Genomic DNA, 21,903 nt, shown 5'->3' with positions numbered 1-21,903 from the left:
CTTTCCGGAACGCGCCTGAAAGGCGCGGACCCGGAATGACGACCCTTTAAACCAGATACATCGCGAAGATGCCGGCGGTGCCGAGCAGAATGCGCCACCACGCGAACAGCGCGAAGGTGTGACGCTGCACATAGCGCAGCAAAGCCTTCACCGCGATTATGCCGAAGATGAACGCGAAGATGAAGCCGACGGCGATGGCGGTGACGTGATCGGTGGTGAGATCGGCGCGGCTCTTGTAGGCTTCGTAGGCGAAAGCGCCGACCATGGTCGGCATTGCCAGCCAGAACGAGAATTCGGCGGCGGCGCGGCGATCGGCGCCGAACAGCATGGCGGCGACGATGGTCGAGCCCGAGCGCGACACGCCGGGGATCATGGCGAGGCACTGGCAGACGCCGATGCCGAAATACATCGGCAGCGAGAACTCGGTCGCCTCGTGATGGCGCGGCTTGAGGTTCATGCGGTCGACGATCAGCAGCACGAAGCCGCCGAGGATCAGCGTGATACAGACGACACGCACATCGAACAGATAGGCCTTGATATAGCTGCCGGCCAGCGCGCCGATCACCGCCGCCGGCAGAAAGGCAAGCAGGATGCCGATGACGAAGCGCGTCGCCTCCCAGCGCGTGAACATGTTGGTTGCCAGCGACCAGATGCGGCCGAAATAGATCGTCAGCAGCGCCAGAATGGCGCCGAGCTGGATGAGGATGACGAAAGACTTGCCGAAGGCGTCATCGTCCCAGCCGATGAATTTTTCCATCAGGAGCAGATGGCCGGTCGACGACACGGGCAGGAATTCGGTGAAGCCCTCGACAATGCCAAGGATGGCGGCCTTGATCAGATCGACAGTGGGGCCCGACAACAAGCCGCTCGCGGCGTCGAGAGACATGAGGCATAACTCCGAAGGATGGGCAGTTCGGGGAGAGGTCGGCGAACGAACGCCCGCGCTTTTGGCTTAGAAGCCGGCGCAATGGCAATTGGAAAAAGATGGCAGGCGCCATTCTTTACGCCCAATTTGCGCGGAGGAGTTTCGTTATATAGAGCAGAGGTCCGATTTGTCGGGCCACGCTGACCCTGCCTCACCCGATTTGCCCGCCCCGGTCTCTTTCATGCTGACCCTGCTGCAACAACCGCTCTGCCCGCTATCCCGTTTTGTCCGCCTGATCCTCGCCGAATATGACATCGACGCGCGCCTGGTGGAGGAGCGGTTCTGGGAGCGGCGCGAGGAGTTCCTCATCCTCAATCCGGCCGGCACGATTCCGGTGCTGATCGCCGATGGCATCCCGCCGGTGCCAGGCGCCGCGATCATCGCCGAATTCATCGAGGAAACGCGCCCCGTGGACGAGGGCGTTAACGGTTTGTTACCCATGGAATCCGGCGGACGGGTCGAGGTCCGGCGGCTGGCATCCTGGTTCAACGACAAATTCCATGCCGAGGTGTCCGGTCCGCTGGTGACCGAACGCGTCTTCAAGCGCCACATGACGCTGGAGCAAGGCGGCGGTCCGCCGGACACCGCGAGCTTGCGCGCCGCGCGGCACAATATCCGCTATCATCTGGCCTATATCGGCTGGCTGGCGCGGTCGCGGAATTGGCTGGCCGGCGACCGCTTGAGCCTCGCCGATCTGGCGGCGGCGGCGCATCTGTCATCCGTCGATTATCTGGGCGACGTACCGTGGAACGAAGACGAGGCAGCGAGGGTCTGGTACGCGCGGGTGAAATCGCGCCCGTCCTTCCGTCCGCTGCTGAACGAGACGCTGGCCGGAATTCCACCGGCCAAGCATTACGCCGACCTGGACTTCTGACACGCCCTGCCGAGATCAAGGCCGCGCTGATCGCGCGCGCGAAAGAACGCGGCTTCGACATCGCCGGCATCACGCGGCCCGATGCCGTGCCTGAGGCCAAGGCGCGACTCGAACGCTTCCTCGCCGACGGCGCTCATGGCGATATGGTGTGGCTGGAGACAACCGCCGAGCGCCGCGGCTCGCCGCTCGCGCTGTGGCCGGACGTACGCTCGGTCATCATGCTGGGCATGAACTACGGCCCCGACGAAAACCCGCTCGGGATTTTGCAGCAGCGCGACCGCGCCGGCATCTCGGTCTATGCCAAAGGCGACGACTATCACGAACTGATCAAGGCGCGATTGAAAGAGATCGCGCGCTGGCTGGTGGCGAATGCCGGCGGCGATGTGAAAGTGTTCGTCGACACCGCGGCGGTAATGGAAAAACCGCTCGCCGCCAAAGCCGGCCTCGGCTGGCAGGGCAAGCACACCAATCTGGTGTCGCGCGATTATGGCTCGTGGCTGTTTCTTGGCGCGATCTTCACTACGCTTGAATTGCCGGCCGACGATGCCGTGAACGACAGTTGCGGCTCGTGCCGCGCCTGTCTCGACGCCTGCCCGACCGCGGCATTTCCCGAGCCTTATCGACTCGATGCGCGGCGCTGCGTGTCCTATCTCACCATCGAGCACAAAGGCCCGATCCCGCGCGACCTGCGCGCGCTGATGGGCAACCGCATTTATGGCTGCGACGATTGTCTGGCCGTGTGCCCGTGGAACAAGTTTGCGCAGGCCGGCCGCGAGGCCAAGCTTGCCGCGCGCGAGACATTACGCGCGCCGAAACTTGCCGACCTCGCCCGCCTCGACGACGCGCAATTCCGCGTGCTGTTCTCAAAGACCTCAATCAAACGCACCGGCCGCGACCGCTTCGTGCGCAATGTGCTCTATGCGATCGGCAATTCCGGCGACGCAACGTTGGCGATCGAGGCCGAATGTCTGCTCGGCGATGCCTCGCCGCTGGTGCGCGGCGCGGCGGTGTGGGCGCTGAGCCGGTTGAAGGGACGCGAGGAATTGAAGGCGTTGAAGCGCGATGATGAGGATGCGGGCGTTCAGGAAGAGTGGAGCGCCGCGCTTTCTTAATGCTTGCAAGCACCGTGTTTTTTGGCGACCCCGGATCTGCGTCGCATCACTTCGTGCGGCGCCGCATCCGGGGCAAGATTTCTAGAACTCCGCCACCGCATTCATCAGCCGCTCCAGATCTTCCGGCCGCGACAGGCGATGGTCGCCGTCCTTGATCAATGTCAGCACCACGTCCTCGCGCGCGATGCGCGACACCAGCTCGACGGCGTGACGCCACGGCACGTCCGGGTCCTGTACGCCCTGCAGGATGTGAACCGGACAACCGGGTTCGATCATGCCGCCCATCATCAGATGCTTGCGACCGTCCTCGATCAGCGCCCTGGTAATCGGATAGCCGACCGGGTCGTATTCCGACGGCCGCGTCCAGAAACCTTTGGTCTCGATCTCGCGTTTGATGTCGTCGCTGAAGGCCTGCCACATCAGCGCTTCGGTGAAGTCCACCGCCGGCGCGATCAACACCATGCCGGCAAGCTGCGGCGCGTCGGCTAACTTGCGCAGCTTCGCCGCCAACAAAAGCGCGATCCAGCCGCCCATCGACGAGCCGATCAGCACCTGCGGGCCCTTGGCGTAACGGGTCACCACCGCAAGGCTCTCCTCGAGCCACTGGCCGATGGTGCCGTCCTCGAACCGGCCGCCCGATTCGCCATGGCCCGAATAGTCGAAGCGCAGGCAGGCGCGGCCCTCGGCCTCCGCCCAGGCGTCCAGCGCGACCGCCTTGGTGCCTTTCATGTCCGATTTGAAACCGCCGAGCCAGACCAGGCCCGGCCTCTCATGGCCTTGCCCCTTGCTCTCGCGCGCGCGCACGGCAATGGTCCTGTGAGGCGATTCGACCGCCAGATTCGTGACTGGGATTTCGCTCATGATTCTCTTTGAGGGCGAACAGACCGGTTGAGGGTGAGAGACCGCTTGGCCATTCAGTTTTCGCCGCAACTGGCCCCGCAACGCAAGGGGCCGCAGCCCGTTCCGCAGCCGCGGCAGGATCGCCCGCGCTCGCTTGCTGGCGCCACCATCCTGCAAATGGTCCCGTCGCTCGGCGACGACGCCGTTGGCCAGGCCGCCGTCGAGATTGCACTGACGCTGCTCAAGGCCGGCGCCCGCGCCATCGTGGCCGGCGGCGATGGCCCGCTGGTCGGTGAATTGCGCGCCTTCGGCGGCGAATGGCTGCCGATGACCACCGATACGATCAATCCGCTGCGCGTAACCAGCAATACGCGCCATCTGCAGCACCTCATCGCCGGCGAACGCATCGACATCATGCACGCGCATTGCGCCGCCGCCGCGCGCAGCGCGCTGGCCGCCACCGCGCGGCAGCCGGTTTATACCGTGACGTCCTTTCCCGACCGGCTGCCCGCCAACTCCTCGCTGCAAACTTTCCTGCAGCGGCCGCTGGCGCTGGGCGATCGCGTCATCGCGCCGTCCAGCTACGTGTCGCGTGCGATGATCGAGCGCTACCGTATTCCAGCCGACCGCATCACCGTCATCCCGCGCGCGGTCGACACCGAGGCTTTGTCGCCGACTCTCGTCAATAGCGATCGCATTGCCGCGATGCGCCGCACCTGGGGTTTGCTGCCGCACATGCGGGTCGTGCTGGTGTCCGGTCGCGTCGCGCCGTGGAACGGCCAGATGGTGATGATCGACGCGGCGCGGCTGATGGTGGCGAACGGCAGCCGCAACGTCGGCTTCGTCTTCGTCGGCGACGACCGCAGCAATCCCGCCTATCGCCACGCGCTGGCCACGCGCGCGCGCGAGCACGGCATCGATACGCTGGTGCGCATCGTCGGTCACTGCATGGACATGCGCACGGCACTGGCCGCCGCTGATGTCGTTGTGGTGCCGTCACTGGAGGCGCCGCTCACCGGCCGCGCCGCTGCCGAAGCGCAGGCCATGGGCCGCCCCGTCGTCACCACCACCGTGGGAGCGCTGCCGGAAAACGTGCTGGCGCCGCCGCGCATGCGCGAGGACTTGCGCACCGGCTGGATCGTGCGGCCCGGCAATGCCAACGAATTGGCGCGCGCGACGATCGCGGCGCTGGCGCTGGATGCCACCACCGCCGAGGCGCTCGGCGCCCGCGCGCGGCAGTTCGCCGAATTCATGTTCTCTCCCTCCAGCGTCGCCGAGGCCATACGCGGTGTCTACACATCGCTGCTGGCGCGCGACCGCTGACGATCCATTCCCTCTCGCTTCGGCAAAGGCTTCATGGCTTCCACCGGACCATCGAGAATTCCAGCGTCCCCTGCGCCGCAGTTGCCGGACGCGCTCGATCCGCCGGCGCCGGCCAATTCAAACCAGACTGCCGCCAAGCCGATCACCGTCCTGATCGTGGTGCCAACCCTCGACGAAGGCTCCGCCGAATACGGCGCGGTCGAGCTGGTGCGTATTCTTAAATCCGCCGGCCATCATGCCATCGTCGCGGCGCGTTCGGGTCGCTTGATCGGCGACGTCATCAAACTCGGCGGTGAGTTCGTCGCCCTCGATGTCGCCAGCAAGAATCCATTCGTGATGCTGCGCAACGCGGTGACGCTGATGCGCATCGCGCGCCGCCGCGACTGCGACGTCATTCATGCGCTGGGCCGTGCCGGGGCGTGGAGCGCGGCGCTGGCCGCCCGGCGCCGCGGCATTGCCTTCGTCACCGGCTGGACCAAGGGCTTCAGCGAAAACAATCCGCTCAAGCGTTTCTATAACGGCGTGATGGCGCGCGGCGACCGCGTCATCGCCACTTGCGACGACATCGCCGAGCTGGTGCACGAGCGTTACGGCACGCCATGGCAGCGCCTCGCCGTGGTGCCGATCAGCATCGACTTTGCGGCGTTCGATCCCGCCGCGGTGACGTGGGAGCGCGTGAGCGCGATCCGCCGTGCCTTCGGGGTTGAACCGGAGACGAAGGTATTCATGGTGACAGGCCGCCTCGTCCGCCGCAAAGGCCATCACGTTGTGGTCGAGGCGATCAAGGCGCTGAAGGACCGCGGCCTCACCGATTTCGTCTGCGTCTTCGTCGGCGAGGATCGCGGCAATACCGCCTACACCGGCGAACTCTGGGATCTGGTCGTGGCCCACGGCCTGATGGATTTCGTCCGCATGGCGGCGCCGGTGCGCGACATGCCGGCCGCCTATGCTGCCGCGTCGGTGGTCATCTCGGCGGCAGTCCAGCTCGAGGGCGTGCAGCGCGCCCTGCTCGAGGCCCAGGCCATGGCCCGCCCGGTGATCGTATCCGATCTCGCCGCCGGCCCCGATGTCGTCCTGACCGCGCCGGCGGTGCCGGACAACCGGGCGACCGGTATCCGCTGCCCCGCTGGCGACCCCGAGGCACTGGCCGCCGCCGTGTTCCGGCTGATGTCCACGCCGGAGCAGGCCCGTGCAGCCATGGGCCGGCGCGGCCGCGCCTGGGTAATCGACCATTTCGATGCGTCGATGGCCGCCGGGCGCATGCTCGCGCTCTACCGGGGACTGGCCGGCGGGCAGCCAAAAAGCCGGCGGGAACCGCGTTGACTTATCGCGACTTTATACCGATCTTCAAATAGCGGCGGCTCGGCCTTTTGGACTCGAAAAGCGCCCGATGCTATAGTCGCCTACCGTTTCAACAACAGAGGAGAGAAGTGCCATTCGTCGTCCGATGAAAGCCGCGATGCCCGCCCCAAAGGATGGTCCGCGCGTCAACGAAGAGATCCGCTCCCGCGAGGTTCAGTTGATCGATGCCACTGGCGACAACAAGGGTGTCGTCGCCACTGAAACCGCCATCGGGCTCGCCCAGGCGGCCGGTCTTGACCTCGTCGAGATCGCCCCGAATTCCACGCCTCCCGTCGCCAAGATCCTGGATTACGGCAAGTACAAATTCCAGGCGCAGAAAAAGGCCGCGGAAGCCCGCAAGAAGCAGAAGGTCGTCGAGATCAAGGAGATCAAGCTCCGCCCGATGATCGACGATCACGATTACCAGGTGAAGATGCGCTCGATGCAGCGGTTCTTCGAGGAAGGCGACAAGGTCAAGATCACCTTGCGTTTCCGCGGCCGCGAAATGGCGCACCAGGAACTCGGCTACAAGCTGCTGCAGCGGGTGAAGGAAGACACCGACAAGATTTCCAAGGTCGAGTCGGAACCGCGCTTCGAAGGCCGCCAGATGGTCATGCTGCTGGCGCCGCGCTGATTTTGGTTCTCGACCTCAAATGACAAACGCGCCGGGAAACCGGCGCGTTTTGCGTTTCAGGCCGTCTGCGGACTAGCGACGTTCGGCTTCCCAGCGGCCGGCGCAACTGCCGCTGTTGCCGGTGCCTTGCCAGGTGCCGGCGCCATTGCTGCCGGACAATTTGCCGGAGCCGGTCGCGCCCTGCTCGCCTAGACGGATATTCACTTTGACCGCACCGCCGGCCCCGACGGTGCCGGAAAAATTCACCTGCTCACGACCGACATATTCCACCTTGCCGTCATTGACAGCGACCTCATAGCGATACGCCTGGTCGCAACTGCCCTTCTCGGTGATCACGACCACGCTCCAGCGCCCGTCATGCGGCGCAGCGTGGGCCGGCGCCGCCAGCAACCAGCCGCAGACGAGTGCCGCGGCAGCCGGGAAACCGGCCGGGCCGAACGAAGCCGCCATTTTTGAGTGGGTCACGCCATATCTCCCAAAAAGGGGCCTTTCGCCCACCGAAACTGACAATGGCACGGAGCTTTCGCGCCCCGGCGGTAACGCGCCGGGGTGCCAGCGGTTGCCGAGGCCAGCTGGGCTCCATAAGCTTCTGATTTACTTGTATTTTTGGCACTTTTGTCGCATTTAACCGCTCGGAACCGCGTCGTGGCGGCGGCTGTTGATAATTCTTCCCGGCTCTGGCATACACCGCGCTCTCGCCGACCGGCCGACAAGGGCTGCCGTGGCGGCGATACCCGCTCAATTCCGAGCACCGGCCAGAGGCTTTTCGCCTTCGGCTGAATTTTGGCCGTGACCCAGTCACAGGCCTTCAGGAGAGCAAAATGCCCAAGCTGAAGACCAAATCGGGCGCTAAAAAGCGCTTCAAAATCACCGCGACCGGCAAGGTGAAATTCCAGCAGTCCGGCAAACGTCACGGCATGATCAAGCGCACCACCAAGCAGATCCGCGAGCATCGCGGCACCGCTGTGCTGTTCAAGACCGACGGCGACAACATCAAGAAATACTTTCTGCCCAACGGCTGAACCGTATTTCCCGATCGCCTGACCCAACCGTTTGCCAGATTAGCTGAAGGAGTTTCCCCATGGCCCGCGTTAAACGTGGCGTCACCGCTCACGCCAAGCACAAGAAAGTCTACAAGGCCGCGAAAGGCTTTTACGGCCGCCGCAAGAACACCATCCGCATCGCCAAGCAGGCGGTGGAGAAGGCCGGCCAGTACGCGTTCCGCGATCGCAAGCGCAAGAAGCGTACGTTCCGCGCGCTCTGGATCCAGCGCCTCAACGCCGCTGTGCGTCCGTTCGGCCTGAACTATTCGCGCTTCATCGACGGTCTCACCAAGTCCGGCCTCAATCTCGACCGCAAGGTTCTGTCTGATCTCGCGATCAACGAGCCGGCGGCCTTTGCGGCCATCGTCGAGAAGGTGAAGGCCGCGCTGCCGGCGCAGGCCGAAGCGGCGACCGCTTAAATAGCCACAAGGTGTCGTCCCCCGCGACAGCGGGGGACTCAGTAACCACCGGCTTTCAATCAATCGCGTGCGCGGGGGTTACTGGATCGTCCGCTTTCGCGGATGATGACGGTGCATGGGGTTTTCATGTCCGACATCGCCAAGCTTGAATCCGAACTTCTCACCGCCATCGGCGCTGCCAAGGATGAAGCGGCGCTCGAAGCCGTCCGCGTCGCCGCGCTCGGCAAAAGCGGCTCGGTGTCGGCGCTCCTGAAAACGCTCGGCGCCATGACGCCGGACGAGCGTAAGGAGAAGGGCCCGGCTATCAACGGGCTCAAGGACAAGGTCGGCGCCGCGATCGCAGCCGCCAGGGAAAGCCTCGCCGCCGCCGCGCTCGACGCGCGTCTCGCCTCCGAGACCGTCGACGTCACGCTGCCGGTCCGCGAAGCGCAGGCCGAAGCCGGCCGCGTGCATCCGATCAGCCAGGTGATCGACGAACTCACCGCGATTTTCGCCGATATGGGGTTCGCCGTCGCCGAAGGTCCGGATATCGAGACCGACGACTACAACTTCACCAAACTGAATTTTCCCGAAGGCCACCCGGCCCGGGAAATGCACGACACGTTCTATTTCCCGCCGAAGCCCGACGGTTCGCGGCTGCTGCTGCGCACGCATACGTCGCCGGTGCAGGTGCGTACAATGCTGGCCAACAAGCCGCCGATCCGCGTCATCTGCCCGGGGCGCACCTATCGCTCCGATTCGGACCAGACGCATACGCCGATGTTCCACCAGGTCGAGGGCCTCGTCATCGACAAGGGCTCGCATCTCGGTCACCTCAAGTGGATTCTCGAGGAATTTTGCAAGGCGTTCTTCGAAGTCGACAACGTCAAGATGCGCTTCCGGCCGTCATTCTTTCCATTCACCGAACCGTCGATGGAAGTCGATATCCAGTGCCGCCGCGACAAAGGCGAAATTCGCTTCGGCGAAGGCAATGACTGGCTGGAGATTCTCGGCTGCGGCATGGTGCACCCGAATGTGCTGCGCAATTGCGGCCTCGATCCCGACGAGTACCAGGGCTTCGCCTGGGGCATGGGCATCGATCGCATCGCCATGCTGAAATACGGCATCAATGATCTGCGCGCCTTCTTCGAGGCCGACGTGCGCTGGCTCAATCACTACGGCTTTCGCCCGCTCGACTTCCCGACGCTCGCGGGAGGGCTTTCGTCGTGAAATTCACCCTCTCCTGGCTGAAGGATCACTTCACCACCACGGCCTCGCTCGACGAGATCGTCGACAAGCTCACCATGATCGGGCTCGAGGTCGAGCATGTCGAAGACAAGACCAAGGAATACGAGCCGTTCAAGGTCGTACAGATCCTCGAAGCCGTGCAACATCCGAACGCCGACCGCTTGCGCGTCTGCAAGGTCGATAACGGCAGCGGCACGCCGCTGCAGATCGTCTGCGGCGCGCCGAATGCGCGCGCGGGTCTCAAGACCGTACTCGGCCTGCCCGGCACCTACATCCCGGCGAAGGACATTACGCTTTCCGTTGGCAAAATTCGCGGCGTTGAATCGCAAGGCATGATGATCTCCGGCGCGGAAATCGGCTTCAACGCCGACAGCGACGGCATCATCGAAATGCCGGCCGACGCACCGATCGGCAAGCCGTTTGCCGAGGTGCTCGGCCTCACCGAGCCGGTGATCGAAATCAACCTGACACCGAACCGCTCCGACTGCACCTCGGTCAACGGCATCGCGCGCGATCTCGGCGCCACCTTGATCGGCGAGTACATCGAGAACACGCCGGCACGCGTCGAAGGCAAGTTTCCCTGCCCAGTGAAGGTGACCATCGAAGACCCGATCCTGTGCCCGGGCTTCGGTCTGCGTCTGGTGCGCGGCGTCAAGAACGGACCGTCACCGGAATGGCTGCAGAAGCGGCTCACCGCAATCGGCCTGCGTCCGATCAATGCGCTCGTCGACATCACCAACTACATCACGTTCGACCGCGGCCGCCCGCTGCATGTGTTCGACGCCAGGAAGGTGACGGGCAATCTTACGGTTCGCCGCGCGAAGAATGGCGAGACCCTGCTGGCGCTCGACGGCCGCACCTATGAACTCGACGCCGCCATGTGCGTGATTGCCGACGAACGTGCCGTCGAATCTCTCGCCGGCATCATGGGTGGCGAGGAATCGGGCTGCGACGAGTCGACCACAGACGTGCTGATCGAATCGGCGCTGTGGGACGAACTCAACATCGCGCAGACAGGCCGCAAGCTCGGCATCAACACCGACGCGCGGTATCGCTTCGAGCGCGGCGTCGATCCGAATTTCATGGTGCCCGGTCTCGAACTGGCGACCAAGATGGTCATGGATCTGTGCGGCGGTGAGCCGTCCGAGATCGTCGTTGCCGGCAATCCGAAGCCCAAGGAAGTCGTCATCGATTACCCGGTAAGCGAACTGGAGCGCCTGGTCGGCATCAAGCTGCCGGTGGTCGAAGCCAGGCGCACGCTGGAGCGTCTCGGCTTCTTCGTGGCCGGACCAAGCGACCGCTTCAAGGTCGCAGTGCCGTCATGGCGACCGGATGTGCATGACCGTGCCGATATTGTTGAGGAGTTGCTACGCATCACCGGCGTTGATGCCGTACCCTCGACGCCGTTCCCGCGTGACGATAATGCGCGCAAGCCCGTTCTCACGCCGATCCAGTTGCGCACCCGCAAGGCCAAGCGCGCCCTGGCGGCGCGTGGTCTCGTCGAAGCTGTGACGTGGTCCTTCGTGCCCAAGCGCGAAGCCGAGTTGTTCGGCGGCGGTCAGCCCGAACTGGCGCTCGCCAACCCCATTGCGGCCGAACTCTCCGATATGCGGCCGAGCCTGCTGCCGGGCCTGATCGCCTCGGCCCAGAAGAACGCTGACCGCGGCTATCCCGATGTCGCGCTGTTCGAGGTCGGACAGATCTTCAAGGGCGACAAGCCGGAAAACCAGTTCATCGCCGCGAGCGGCGTGCGCCGTGCGCTGGCGAAACCCGCGGGCGCCGGCCGTCATTGGTCGGGCAAGACCGAGCCGATCGATGTGTTCGACGCCAAGGCCGACGCCTTCGCCGCGCTGGCCGCGGCCGGCGCGCCGATGCAGGCGCTGCAGATCGCGCCCGGCGGACCGGCGTGGTTTCATCCGGGTCGCTCTGGCACCATCCAGATAGGCCCGCAAAATGTCATCGGTCACTTCGGCGAAATTCATCCGCGGATTCTCACCGCGCTGAAGATCGACGGCCCGCTGGTCGGCTACGAGGTCATCCTCGACAACATTCCGCCGACCAAGGCCAAGCCGACGCGCGCCAAGCCGCTGCTCGAACTATCGCCGTTCCAGCCGGTCGAGCGCGATTTTGCGTTTGTCGTTGATGCCCAGGTCAAGGCCGGCGACATCGTGCGCGCCGCGCAGAATGCCGACAAGAAGCTGATCGCTGGCGTCGCCGTGTTCGACGTCTATGAAGGCAAGGGGATCGAGCCGGGCAAGAAGTCGGTGGCGATCGCCGTCACCATTCAGCCCAGCGACAAAACCATGACGGACGCCGAGATCGACGCGCTCGGCCAGAAGATCGTCGCGGACGTGTCCAAGCGCACCGGCGGCGTGCTGCGCGGCTAAGCAGCCGGCAGCAGATCCGCAAAAGCGAAGCCGTCCCGCTCCACCGTCTCGCCTTTGCTCACGGCGATACGCCGCCTGAGCATCGGCCCGGCGGCAACGAAAGAGTGAAACTCGCCGTTCTCACCACACGGATCGATGTCGGGAGGCAAGGCGGCGAGCAGCGCATCGTCGAAGCGACGGCCCGCGAACGACGCATCGAGCTTGCTCACATCGACCACCGCGAGATGTGCTTCGACGCCACCGGCGATCATGGCACGCGCCAGAGCGTGGGTCGGCCGCTGCCACAGCGGAAACACGCATGCCATGCCGACGGACTTCATCTTCTCCTCGCGATAGGCGCGCAGGTCGGCGAGAAACAGATCGCCGAAAATGACATGGGTCACGCCATCGGCCCGCGCACGCTCCAGCGCTTTGGCCATCTCGCGCTCATAAATGTCATTCGGGCAGGGATAGGGGATGCGTACCGTGACCGACGGCAGTTCGGCGGCCGCAAGCTGCGCCGCCAACAATTCTTCGCGCACGCCGTGCATGGACACGCGCCGGAAGCTGTCCGTCACCGTCGTCAGCGCGCCGACAATGTCATAGTCGCCGCTCTGGCGCGCCTCATGCAGCGCCCAGGCACAGTCCTTGCCGCTCGACCAGGCGATGAGAGCTTTTGGTTTGTTCATGACGAAGAGCTAGCACGGTGGCGGCCGCCACGCAGCAACATGGTGTGTGAAAGCTTACCGGCTAACGTCCAGAAAGTACAAAAATTCCGATAAAACGGGCATTTTTGTGCCTAACGAATCCTTGCCCCGATCGGCAGACCAGGAACTGTTTCGCAATCTGTCTTGCCTAGGCTCATGCAACAACCAGACGCGAAAAGCGCGATCGTCGAATTGGGAACGTGTCAGCGAGGGCGCGGGGACGCGCACAGACGTCATGGGGTGGGTTAGCAACGGCATCGGGCATCTGATTGCCCGCTATCTCGGCAAGCCCGAAGCGGGCTATCACGAGTTTACGCCCGGCCGCGCCGACGCCCTGGCCGCGACGCTTCGGCCCGGTGACGTGCTGCTGATCGAAGGCAACAGCCACATCGCCGGCGTCATCAAGTATCTTACGCAATCGACCTGGTCACACGCCGCGCTCTATACCGGACCGATCGGAGATCGCGTCTCCCCGTCGGGTGAGGCCCTCAGCTTGGTCGAAGCCGAGCTTGGCAAGGGCGTCGTCGCCGTGCCGCTGTCGAAATACGGCAACGCGCATACGCGCATCTGCCGGCCGGTGGGCCTGTCCGACGACGACCGCATCCGTGTCTGCAACTTTGCCTGCGAGCGCATCGGCTTCGATTACGACGTCAAGAACATCCTCGATCTGGCGCGCTATCTATTTCCGCTGCCGGTGCCGCGCCGTTTCCGCCGTCACATGCTGGCACTCGGCTCCGGCCATCCGACGCGCATCATCTGCTCGGCGCTGATCGCGCAGGCCTTCGAATATGTGCGCTATCCGATCCTGCCGAAAGTCACATGTGCCGAATCTGACGCCGAACGCGCGGAAATCCTCGAAATCCGCCACTCCTCCCTCTACGCCCCGCGCGACTTCGATATCTCGCCTTACTTCCAGGTGGTGAAGCCGACCATCGAGCGCGGCTTCGACTACAAAGCGGTGGCCTGGGCTGATCTGCCGGTCGCCGACGCCGTGGCGCTGGCGCCGGCGGATGAGCTGCCCGAGAAATCGGCGGCCTGACGGGCAAGGACTTGCCACGCGGCCTGCTTGTTCCTAACTGTTTCCCCATGCTCGACGCCGCCAGCAAAGCCTTCGCCCAGATGTTCACGCCGCCGCTGCGCGGGGTGCTGATCAAAGCTGTGGGGCTTGCCCTGCTGATCATCGTGATCATCGGCATTGCCCTACAACGCCTGCTGGCGGGCCTGGCCGATTCAGGCGCCACCTGGGCCGAGCAGACCTCCGGTTGGGCGTCGCATTCGGTATGGGCGGCGCTGGCCTGGATTTTGTCGATCATGGCGAGTCTCGGCATCATCACCGGCGCGGTCTTCCTGATGCCGCCGGTATCGGCGCTGGTCGGCAGCTTCTTCGTCGATGAGGTGGCGGACGCCGTCGAGCGCGAGCACTACCCGGTCGATCCAGTCGGCACCGCGCTGCCGCTGATGACGGGCATCATCGAAGGCATCAAGATCGCGCTGCTGTCGCTACTCGTTTATTTTATCGCGCTGCCCTTTATGCTGTTTGCCGGCTTCGGCTTCCTTATTCTGTTCTTCGCCAACGCCTATCTGCTCAGCCGCGAATATTTCGATCTCGCCGCCATGCGCTTCCGGCCGCCCGCCGAGGCGACGGCCATGCGCAAGGCCAATTCCGGTTATGTCTTCATGGCCGGCATGGTGATCGCCGCCTTCGTGTCGATCCCGCTGCTGAATTTCGCGACGCCGATTTTCGCCATGGCCTTCATGGTCCACATTCAAAAGAAGCTGGCCGGGCGACGTGTCGAACTGATCGAGCCAGTACGGTAGCCTACATCACCGTCTTCCCTGGCCACTGGCACAGGTCGGCGATCACGCAGCGCTCGCATAAGGGTTTGCGCGCGATGCAGGTGTAGCGGCCATGCAGGATCAGCCAGTGATGCGCATGGCGCTTGTACTCGGGCGGGATCACCTGCTCGAGCTTCATTTCGACATCATTCACCGTCTTGCCCGGTGCCATGCCGGTGCGGTTGCCGACGCGAAAGATGTGCGTATCGACGGCGATGGTGTGTTCGCCGAACGCGGTGTTGAGCACGACATTCGCCGTCTTGCGGCCGACGCCCGGTAACGCTTCCAGCGCCTCACGCGTTCTCGGCACCTGCCCGCCATGCTGCGACACGAGGATGTGCGCCAGCATCGCCACGTTCTTCGCCTTGGTGCGGAACAGGCCGATGGTCTTGATCAGATCGCGGATGCGGTCTTCGCCCAGCGCCGCCATCTTCGCCGGCGTATCGGCGAGCGCAAACAGAGCCGGCGTCGCCTTGTTGACCCCGGCATCGGTCGCCTGCGCCGACAGCACCACCGCGACCAGCAGCGTGAACGGGTTGGTATAGGTCAATTCCGTGGTCGGCTCGGGATTGGCGGCCTCCCAGCGGCGGAAGGCCTCTTGGATCTGCGCCGCCGTCATCGGCTTCGAGACGCCGTGCGACGCCTTGAGGTCGGCCTGCTGACGCTTCGGCGCCGGTTTTACCTTGGCCGCGCTGCCTTTTTTTGCCTTTGCCAGCGCCTTCTGCACCGAGGGCTTAGCCGAGCCTGAAACCTTTTTGCGGGCCGATTTTTTCGCCATGATTTCCGGTATAATCGCCCCCATGACGGCGGACAATCGCGACACGCTCGAACCAACCCTGTTTTATGCGGTGATCACACCGCACCGGTCGCTGGGCAATCTCGGCTTCCTGGTGCTGATGATGGCGTTCGGGGTGGCGAGCTTCCTTGCCGGCGTTGCCTTCCTGGCCATGGGTGCCTGGCCGGTGTTCGGCTTCTTCGGCCTCGACGTGCTGCTGCTGTTCATCGCCTTCCGCATCAACTATCGCCGCGCCGCCGCCTTCGAGGAAGTCACCGTGACGCCGTCGGCGCTGACGGTGCGCAAAGTCAGTCACAACGGGCGGGCACGCGAATGGTCGCTCAACCCGCTGTGGGCGCGGCTCGAAAAAGACGAGTACGAAGAATACGGCATCGCCCGGCTGTTTCTGGTCAGCCATGGCAAGCAACTCACCATCGCCAGTTTCCTCGGCCCCGACGAAAAGGCCGGTTTTGCCGAGGCCCTCACGCGCGCGCTGGGCGACGCCAAACGCGGCCCGGTGCGCACGGCCCTACCCTGACGTCAGAAACCGGGTGGCCCGCCTCCGGTCACCGCCTTAGATAACCAGTATGAACACAGGCACCGCCACTGCATCTACAAAGCCGGCCATCAGGAGCCGCTTCGGCGATTTCGCCGAACTCACCACCGCGGCGGCTGATTACAACATCGTGCGCCGCGCCATCGCCCATATCCGCGGCAACTGGCGCGCGCAGCCCGAAGTCGAAGCGATTGCCGACGCCGCCGGCGTTACGCCGACCGAACTGCATCATTTATTCCGCCGCTGGTGCGGCCTGCCGCCCAAGGCTTTTCTGCAGGCGCTGACGCTCGACAGCGCCCGCGCGCTGCTGCGCGCCTCGGTGAGCGTACTCGACACCGCTTACGAAGTTGGCCTGTCCGGCCCCGGACGGTTGCATGATTTATTCGTCACCCACGAGTCGATGTCGCCCGGCGAATGGAAGGCCGGCGGCGATGGCCTGACAATGACTTATGGCTATCATCCCTCGCCTTTCGGCATGGCGCTGGTCATGCTGGCGCCGCGCGGACTTGCCGGGCTTGCATTCGCCGATCCCGGCGAAGAGCGCGCCGCGCTCGACGACATGAAACGGCGCTGGCCGCGCGCGACCTATGTCGAGGACTATGCCGCCACTGCGCCGACCGCGCGACGGATCTTCGATTCGGCGCAATGGAAGGAAGACCAGCCGCTGCGCGTCGTATTGATCGGCACCGATTTCGAAGTGCGCGTCTGGGAAAAGCTGCTCACCATCCCGCTCGGCAAGCTCACCACTTATTCCGATCTTGCCACGCGCGCCGGCGTGCCGAAAGCGCCACGCGCGGTCGGCGCCGCCGTCGGCAAGAATCCAATTTCATTCGTGGTGCCGTGCCACCGCGTCATCGGCAAGAGCGGCGAACTGACCGGCTATCACTGGGGCATCACGCGCAAGCGCGCTATGCTCGGCTGGGAAGCCGGCATGGCCGGCAGCGGCTGAGGCTTACGGCCAGGCTGGCGGGTGCGTGCCGAGCGGCACCGACGGTCGCGACCAATACGGCGGCGTTTCGCTCATCAGTGCCGGATGACGCACCGCCGACAGCCGGCCGAAACCCGAATCGCTTTCTTCCAGACAATCGAGCACGTCGCCTCGCGCCGGATCATGCGCGTTGACGCCATCGACACGGCCGAGCGATCGCAGCCAGCGGCCGGTCTGCGCAAGCGACAGGCGCACATGCCATGACCCGCCTTCGGCGCGCTGGCGGCGCAGCGCGGTCATCGCGGCGAAGGCCAGCAGATAGCCGGAGGCATGATCGAGAATCTGCGCGGGCAGCGGCTTCGGCCCTTCGATGCCGGCGGCCTTCGCCTCGGCATCGTTGAAGCCGCTTGCCGTCTGCACCAGCGAGTCGAAGCCCCGCCGCCCGGCCCACGGGCCTTCATGCGAATAGGCGCATAGCGACACATAGACGATGCCGGGATTGACGCGTGCGGCAGCATCAGGAGCAAAACCGAGCGCTGCAAGCCCGCCCGGACGATAGCCCTGCACCACGATGTCGGCCTCGCGCAGCAAGGCCGCGAAGGCGTCGCGGCCCTGGGCGTCGTGCAGGTCGATATGCGTCGAGAGCTTGCCGCGACCAGTGTCGATGACCAGCGGCGCCACCGATGGCAGGTTAGGTGACGTCACCAGCATGACATTGGCGCCATGCGCGGCGAGGGTCAACGTGCCGACCGGGCCAGCAATGATACGGGTGAGATCGAGCACCTTGATGCCGGCAAGCGGACGGGCACCTTCCGGCCATCCGCGCGGCGCGGCTTCACCAATGCGTTCGACCGACATCAACGGCAGCCGCGCGATCGCCTGGCCTTGCGGATGCGCGTCCCATTCATCGAAGCTGCGCATCGCGGCGACAACCAGATTCGCGTCGGCGGCAGCCTGCTCGAAGTCGAATGCCTTCCAGCCCTTCAGCGCCTCGGTCACGGCAGCCTTTTCATAGGCGCAGCCGAGTAGCTTCAGCACGCCGTCGCGATGATGCGGAAAGTTCGTGTGTAGCCGCACGTAACGGCCATCGCTGCATTGATAGGCGCCGGCGATCTTGTCCCACAGCTCCGGCGCAGGCTGGCCTTCAATCTGCAGATAACGTTCGCTGCGCGCCGCGATCGCCGCCGCGCGCATGTCGACCCCGACACGCTGCGCCTTGCCCATGCGCGCTTTCCACACTTCGGCGGCGGCCAGCGCCGAGGCGGCGACGCTCGCCTGCATCGCCGTGCCGACCGCGAAGGATGACGGCAATACCGGCTCGGCGCCGGTAAGATCGACACGATCCAGCGCCGTCGGGTCGTGACCGAGCCCGGTCCAGACCGTTCTGAGCACATTGCGCGGATCGATCATTGCGAAGGCCTTTAAGTGGGGCGGTACTCTTGCGCCAGCTTATTCCGGGTTTAGTTGACGATAGAACCGCGATCCTTCAAAAACCCCGAAATTGACTAAAACCGGGATTTTCCAATGCAGAAGCGCCGTCCTGTCATGCTTGTTGTGCTCGACGGCTGGGGCTGGCGCGAGGACGCCACCGCCAATGCCGTTCGCGAGGCGAAGACCCCGACCTTCGACCGGCTCTGGGCGACTTGTCCGCACGGTTTCCTGCGCACGTCCGGCAATGACGTCGGCCTGCCAACCGGGCAGATGGGCAATTCCGAAGTCGGGCACCTCAACATCGGCGCCGGCCGTGTGGTGATGCAGGACCTGCCGCGCATCGACGACGCGATCACCTCGGGCGAGATCGCCAGGGCGCCGGCTGTCACCGCTCTGATTGCTAAGCTGAAGGCCAGCGGCGGCACCTGCCATCTTGTCGGCCTCGTCTCGCCCGGCGGCGTGCATTCGCACCAGAACCACGCTGTTGCGCTCGCAAAAATTCTGACGGACGCCGGCATCCCCGTGGCCGTGCATGCGCTTACCGACGGCCGCGATACGCCGCCGCAAGCGGCCGCCGGTTATCTCAAGACCTTCACCGCCGCGCTGCCGGCGACGGCAAAGATCGCGACGGTGATCGGTCGCTATTACGCCATGGACCGCGACAAAAGGTGGGAGCGCGTGTCGAAGGCCTATGACGCCATCGTGTCGGGCGAAGGCGCACGCTTTGCCGATGCGCAGGCTGCCATCGCCGACGCCTACGCTAACAAGATCACCGACGAATTCATCCTCCCGGCCGCCATCGGCGACTACAGCGGCATGAAGGACGGCGACGGCGTCCTTTGCTTCAACTTCCGCGCCGACCGTGTGCGCGAGATCCTCGACGCGATCCTCGATCCAGCCTTCGACGGCTTCGCGCGCAACCGCACGATGAAGGTCGCCGCCGCTGTCGGCATGGCGCAGTACAGCGAAGGCCTCGACAAACTGATGGCGACGATCTTTCCGCCGCAGAGCTTTCCCAACATCCTCGGCGAGGTCGTCGCCGCCGCGCACCGCACACAGTTGCGCATGGCGGAAACCGAAAAGTATCCGCATGTCACGTATTTCCTCAACGGGGGGCGCGAAGAGCCCTTTAACGGCGAAGACCGCATCATGGTGCCTTCGCCGAAAGTCGCGACCTACGACCTGCAACCGGAAATGTCGGCGCCCGAACTGACCGACAAGGCGGTGGAAGCAATCACGTCAGGCAAATACGACCTGATCGTGCTGAACTTCGCCAATGCCGACATGGTTGGTCATACCGGCAGCATTCCGGCGGCGGTCAAGGCTGTGGAGACGGTCGATACCGGATTAGGAAAAATCGCCAAGGCTATCGAACAGATGGGCGGGGCACTGCTCGTCACGGCCGATCACGGCAACGCCGAGATGATGGTCGATCCGGACACCGGCGGCCCGCATACGGCGCACACGCTCAATCCGGTGCCGCTGATTCTGATGGGCGCCGGCAACCGCATCGTCGTCAAAGAAGGCCGCCTCGCCGACATCGCGCCGACTTTGCTCGAATTGATGGGATTGCCCAAGCCGGCCGAGATGACGGGCACGTCATTGATGCAGGGTTAAGGTCGTCTTTCCTCAAAAATCCTTTAGCCCAAGTACATCCATCATCGAATAAAGACCGGGCTTCTGCTTCTTCGCCCACAGCGCCGCGTGCAGCGCGCCGCGGGCGAAGATCATCCGGTCCTCGGCCTTGTGCGTGAGCTCGATGCGCTCGGCGGGACCGGCGAACATCACCGTGTGCTCACCGACAACGCTGCCGCCGCGCAAAGTGGCAAAGCCGATGTCGCCCGGCTCGCGCGCGCCGGTGTGGCCGTCGCGCGAACGTACCGAACGTTGGTTGAGATCGATCTGCCGGCCTTCCGCCGCGGCACGGCCGAGCAGCAACGCGGTCCCCGACGGCGCATCGACCTTCTGATTGTGATGCATTTCGAGAATTTCGATGTCGTAGATCTGGTCGAGCGTCTTGGCCACACGCTTGGTCAGCGCCGCCAGGAGATTGACACCGAGACTCATGTTGCCCGACTTGACGATAACCGCGCCCTTGGCCGCCTCGGCGACCTTGCCATCATCGCCGGCGCTCATGCCGGTGGTGCCGATGACGTGAACCTTGCCGGTGGCAGCGGCCCGCGCCGCATACTCCAGCGATGCAGCCGGTGCGGTGAAATCGACAATGCCATCAGCGTTGGCCAGAAGCGGGGCAATGTCGCCCGACAGCTTGACCCCGTTTTCGCCGATACCGGCAAGGTGACCGGCGTCCCAGCCGATCAGCGGCGAACGCGCGTCTTCCAGCGCGCCGGCAAGCGTGAAATCCTTGCTCTCGGCAATGGCCTTGACCAGCGTACGGCCCATGCGGCCGCCGGCTCCCGTCACGATCAAACGCATTTCAGCCATCGGTTACGCTCCCGGACCTGACGGCAGGGGTATAGCGGGGCAGGATGGCCCCTGTCACGTCTCAGGGCTGCGGGCCGTCATAGCCCTCGACGATCACCAGTTCTCCGGTGGAGTGCGCCAGCCGGATTTTCAGGTTGGCCTGGTATTCCGGCGAGTTGTAGCAGGCCTTGGCGGTGGCCAGGTCGGCGAACTCGATCACAACATTGCGGTTGCGGGCCTGGCCTTCGACCGCCTCGAACGGGCCGCCGCGCACAATGAAACGCCCGCCGTATTTCTTGAAAATCGCGGCGTTGGCCAGCGAATACGGTTTGTAGCCGTCCTCATCGTGAACATCGACGCGCGCGATCCAATAGGCCTTGGCCATGTCGTTTCCTCGTTCCGCCGCTATTGCTGTTGCTGTTGCTGTTGTGCCTTTGCCTGCGCAATTTCATCGACGATCGCTGCCGCGGCCGCCTTCGGATCGGCAGCCTCAACGATCGGCCGGCCGACAACCAGATAATCGGCGCCAGCGGCAATCGCGCGCGCGGGCGTCATGATGCGCTTCTGGTCGCCGGCAGCGCTGCCAGCCGGACGAATGCCCGGCGTCACCAGCGACATGTCATTGCCGACAATGCCGCGCAGATTGGCCGCTTCTTCCGGCGAGCACACGAGACCATCGATGCCGATCGCGCGTGCCTGCGCCGCACGTTTGGCAACCAACGGCCCGACGCTGAGCGCATAGCCGGCCTCGACGAGATCCTTGTCGTCATAGGAGGTGAGCACGGTAACCGCGAGAATTTTCAGTTTCGAGCCGCGCGCGCCTTCGGCCGCCGCCTTCATGGTTTGCGGATACGCATGCACGGTGAGGAAGGTCGCACCCATATTGGCGACGCTGGCGACGCCATGCGTGATGGTGTTACCGATATCGTGCAGCTTGAAATCGAGAAACACCTGCTTGCCCGCCGCGATGAGGCCGGCGGCAAAGGGCAAGCCGCCGGCAAGGCCGAGCTGATAGCCGATCTTGTAGAACGTCGCCGCCGGGCCAATGCGCGACACCATCGCCTCGGCATCACTCACCGTCGGCACATCGAGCGCGACAATCAGGCGGTCTTTCGGGTCGATCGGCAACGGATTCTCCATGT

23 protein-coding genes are annotated in these 21,903 nt (G+C 64.4%); 14 read left to right on the top strand and 9 right to left on the bottom strand.

Annotated elements, in window-relative coordinates:
* Nucleotides 1-46: 46 nt before the first annotated feature.
* A complete protein-coding gene (locus DXH78_RS05670; RefSeq protein ID WP_115516144.1) occupies nt 47-886 on the bottom strand; it encodes an undecaprenyl-diphosphate phosphatase in 840 nt (279 codons plus the stop codon).
* 220 nt (nt 887-1,106) lie between these two features.
* On the opposite strand from DXH78_RS05670, the gene DXH78_RS05665 reads away from it, so the two are divergent.
* Nucleotides 1,107-1,799: a glutathione S-transferase family protein gene (locus DXH78_RS05665; protein WP_115516143.1), complete on the top strand. Its 693-nt coding sequence runs from the start codon at nt 1,107-1,109 to the stop codon at nt 1,797-1,799.
* Nucleotides 1,796-2,911 (top strand): tRNA epoxyqueuosine(34) reductase QueG, encoded by a 1,116-nt coding sequence (gene queG, locus DXH78_RS05660; RefSeq protein ID WP_245416850.1) that lies wholly within the window; start codon nt 1,796-1,798, stop codon nt 2,909-2,911. The genes DXH78_RS05665 and queG overlap by 4 nt, the downstream gene beginning before the upstream one ends.
* Nucleotides 2,912-2,992: 81 nt before the next feature.
* Here queG and DXH78_RS05655 read toward each other — a convergent pair whose 3' ends face one another.
* Nucleotides 2,993-3,772, bottom strand: a complete 780-nt coding sequence (locus tag DXH78_RS05655; RefSeq protein WP_115516142.1) for an alpha/beta hydrolase — start codon at nt 3,770-3,772, stop codon at nt 2,993-2,995.
* Nucleotides 3,773-3,817: 45 nt separating this feature from the next.
* Between DXH78_RS05655 and DXH78_RS05650 the strand changes: the two genes are divergently transcribed.
* From DXH78_RS05650 to infC, 3 genes are all read left to right on the top strand, one after another.
* Nucleotides 3,818-5,074, top strand: a complete 1,257-nt coding sequence (locus DXH78_RS05650) for a glycosyltransferase (RefSeq protein WP_115516141.1) — start codon at nt 3,818-3,820, stop codon at nt 5,072-5,074.
* 33 nt (nt 5,075-5,107) lie between these two features.
* A complete protein-coding gene (locus DXH78_RS05645) occupies nt 5,108-6,397 on the top strand; it encodes a glycosyltransferase (protein ID WP_115516140.1) in 1,290 nt (429 codons plus the stop codon).
* A gap of 112 nt (nt 6,398-6,509) precedes the next feature.
* A complete protein-coding gene (gene infC / locus DXH78_RS05640; RefSeq protein ID WP_210209564.1) occupies nt 6,510-7,049 on the top strand; it encodes a translation initiation factor IF-3 in 540 nt (179 codons plus the stop codon).
* A 72-nt stretch (nt 7,050-7,121) separates the two neighbouring features.
* Here infC and DXH78_RS05635 read toward each other — a convergent pair whose 3' ends face one another.
* On the bottom strand, nt 7,122-7,514 hold the full coding sequence (locus DXH78_RS05635; RefSeq protein ID WP_245416742.1) for a hypothetical protein: 393 nt from the start codon (nt 7,512-7,514) through the stop codon (nt 7,122-7,124).
* A gap of 356 nt (nt 7,515-7,870) precedes the next feature.
* On the opposite strand from DXH78_RS05635, the gene rpmI reads away from it, so the two are divergent.
* The 4 genes from rpmI (at nt 7,871) to pheT (ending at nt 12,125) form a co-directional block, all read left to right on the top strand.
* Nucleotides 7,871-8,071 (top strand): 50S ribosomal protein L35, encoded by a 201-nt coding sequence (gene rpmI, locus DXH78_RS05630; protein ID WP_115516138.1) that lies wholly within the window; start codon nt 7,871-7,873, stop codon nt 8,069-8,071.
* Between the two features lie 59 nt (nt 8,072-8,130).
* Nucleotides 8,131-8,511 (top strand): 50S ribosomal protein L20, encoded by a 381-nt coding sequence (gene rplT, locus DXH78_RS05625; protein WP_115516137.1) that lies wholly within the window; start codon nt 8,131-8,133, stop codon nt 8,509-8,511.
* Nucleotides 8,512-8,637: 126 nt separating this feature from the next.
* Nucleotides 8,638-9,720, top strand: a complete 1,083-nt coding sequence (gene pheS, locus DXH78_RS05620; protein ID WP_115517735.1) for a phenylalanine--tRNA ligase subunit alpha — start codon at nt 8,638-8,640, stop codon at nt 9,718-9,720.
* Nucleotides 9,717-12,125, top strand: coding sequence for a phenylalanine--tRNA ligase subunit beta (gene pheT / locus DXH78_RS05615; protein ID WP_115516136.1), 2,409 nt, complete (start codon nt 9,717-9,719; stop codon nt 12,123-12,125). The genes pheS and pheT overlap by 4 nt, the downstream gene beginning before the upstream one ends.
* On the opposite strand, the gene DXH78_RS05610 is transcribed toward pheT, so the two are convergent.
* On the bottom strand, nt 12,122-12,793 hold the full coding sequence (locus tag DXH78_RS05610) for a Dph6-related ATP pyrophosphatase (protein ID WP_115516135.1): 672 nt from the start codon (nt 12,791-12,793) through the stop codon (nt 12,122-12,124). The genes pheT and DXH78_RS05610 overlap by 4 nt on opposite strands.
* Before the next feature lie 253 nt (nt 12,794-13,046).
* On the opposite strand from DXH78_RS05610, the gene DXH78_RS05605 reads away from it, so the two are divergent.
* Both DXH78_RS05605 and DXH78_RS05600 read left to right on the top strand, forming a co-directional pair.
* The gene (locus DXH78_RS05605) at nt 13,047-13,850 is read left to right on the top strand and encodes a YiiX/YebB-like N1pC/P60 family cysteine hydrolase (RefSeq protein WP_115516134.1); all 804 of its coding nucleotides are present in this window, start codon (nt 13,047-13,049) and stop codon (nt 13,848-13,850) included.
* Nucleotides 13,851-13,897: 47 nt separating this feature from the next.
* Nucleotides 13,898-14,629 (top strand): sulfate transporter family protein, encoded by a 732-nt coding sequence (locus tag DXH78_RS05600; protein WP_115516133.1) that lies wholly within the window; start codon nt 13,898-13,900, stop codon nt 14,627-14,629.
* A gap of 1 nt (nt 14,630) precedes the next feature.
* Here DXH78_RS05600 and nth read toward each other — a convergent pair whose 3' ends face one another.
* Nucleotides 14,631-15,425 carry an endonuclease III gene (gene nth, locus DXH78_RS05595; RefSeq protein WP_115516132.1) on the bottom strand — a complete coding sequence of 265 codons (795 nt, stop codon included), beginning with the start codon at nt 15,423-15,425 and terminating at the stop codon, nt 14,631-14,633.
* A 22-nt stretch (nt 15,426-15,447) separates the two neighbouring features.
* Here nth and DXH78_RS05590 point away from each other — a divergent pair, with 22 nt between their 5' ends.
* Together DXH78_RS05590 and DXH78_RS05585 are read left to right on the top strand one after the other, a co-directional pair.
* Nucleotides 15,448-15,960 carry a DUF2244 domain-containing protein gene (locus DXH78_RS05590; RefSeq protein ID WP_115516131.1) on the top strand — a complete coding sequence of 171 codons (513 nt, stop codon included), beginning with the start codon at nt 15,448-15,450 and terminating at the stop codon, nt 15,958-15,960.
* A 49-nt stretch (nt 15,961-16,009) separates the two neighbouring features.
* A complete protein-coding gene (locus DXH78_RS05585) occupies nt 16,010-16,927 on the top strand; it encodes a methylated-DNA--[protein]-cysteine S-methyltransferase (RefSeq protein ID WP_115516130.1) in 918 nt (305 codons plus the stop codon).
* A gap of 3 nt (nt 16,928-16,930) precedes the next feature.
* Here DXH78_RS05585 and DXH78_RS05580 read toward each other — a convergent pair whose 3' ends face one another.
* Nucleotides 16,931-18,316 (bottom strand): CoA transferase, encoded by a 1,386-nt coding sequence (locus DXH78_RS05580; protein ID WP_115516129.1) that lies wholly within the window; start codon nt 18,314-18,316, stop codon nt 16,931-16,933.
* Nucleotides 18,317-18,430: 114 nt separating this feature from the next.
* On the opposite strand from DXH78_RS05580, the gene gpmI reads away from it, so the two are divergent.
* A complete protein-coding gene (gene gpmI / locus DXH78_RS05575; protein ID WP_115516128.1) occupies nt 18,431-19,954 on the top strand; it encodes a 2,3-bisphosphoglycerate-independent phosphoglycerate mutase in 1,524 nt (507 codons plus the stop codon).
* A 12-nt stretch (nt 19,955-19,966) separates the two neighbouring features.
* Here the strand turns inward: gpmI and dapB are convergent, their stop codons facing one another.
* The 3 genes from dapB to pyrF all read right to left on the bottom strand — a co-directional run bounded on the left by dapB (nt 19,967) and on the right by pyrF (nt 21,901).
* Entirely contained in the window at nt 19,967-20,782 is an 816-nt protein-coding gene (dapB, locus tag DXH78_RS05570) for a 4-hydroxy-tetrahydrodipicolinate reductase (protein WP_115516127.1), read from the bottom strand.
* 61 nt (nt 20,783-20,843) lie between these two features.
* On the bottom strand, nt 20,844-21,146 hold the full coding sequence (locus DXH78_RS05565) for a DUF1330 domain-containing protein (RefSeq protein ID WP_115516126.1): 303 nt from the start codon (nt 21,144-21,146) through the stop codon (nt 20,844-20,846).
* A 20-nt stretch (nt 21,147-21,166) separates the two neighbouring features.
* Entirely contained in the window at nt 21,167-21,901 is a 735-nt protein-coding gene (gene pyrF / locus DXH78_RS05560) for an orotidine-5'-phosphate decarboxylase (RefSeq protein ID WP_115516125.1), read from the bottom strand.
* Between the last annotated feature and the right edge of the window lie 2 nt (nt 21,902-21,903).

Origin of the sequence: Undibacter mobilis (assembly GCF_003367195.1) — a bacterium.
Taxonomy (GTDB): Bacteria; Pseudomonadota; Alphaproteobacteria; order Rhizobiales; family Xanthobacteraceae; genus Pseudolabrys; species Pseudolabrys mobilis.
Note: the sequence above shows the minus strand (reverse complement) of the source record. Positions and strands in the feature narration are given on the sequence as shown.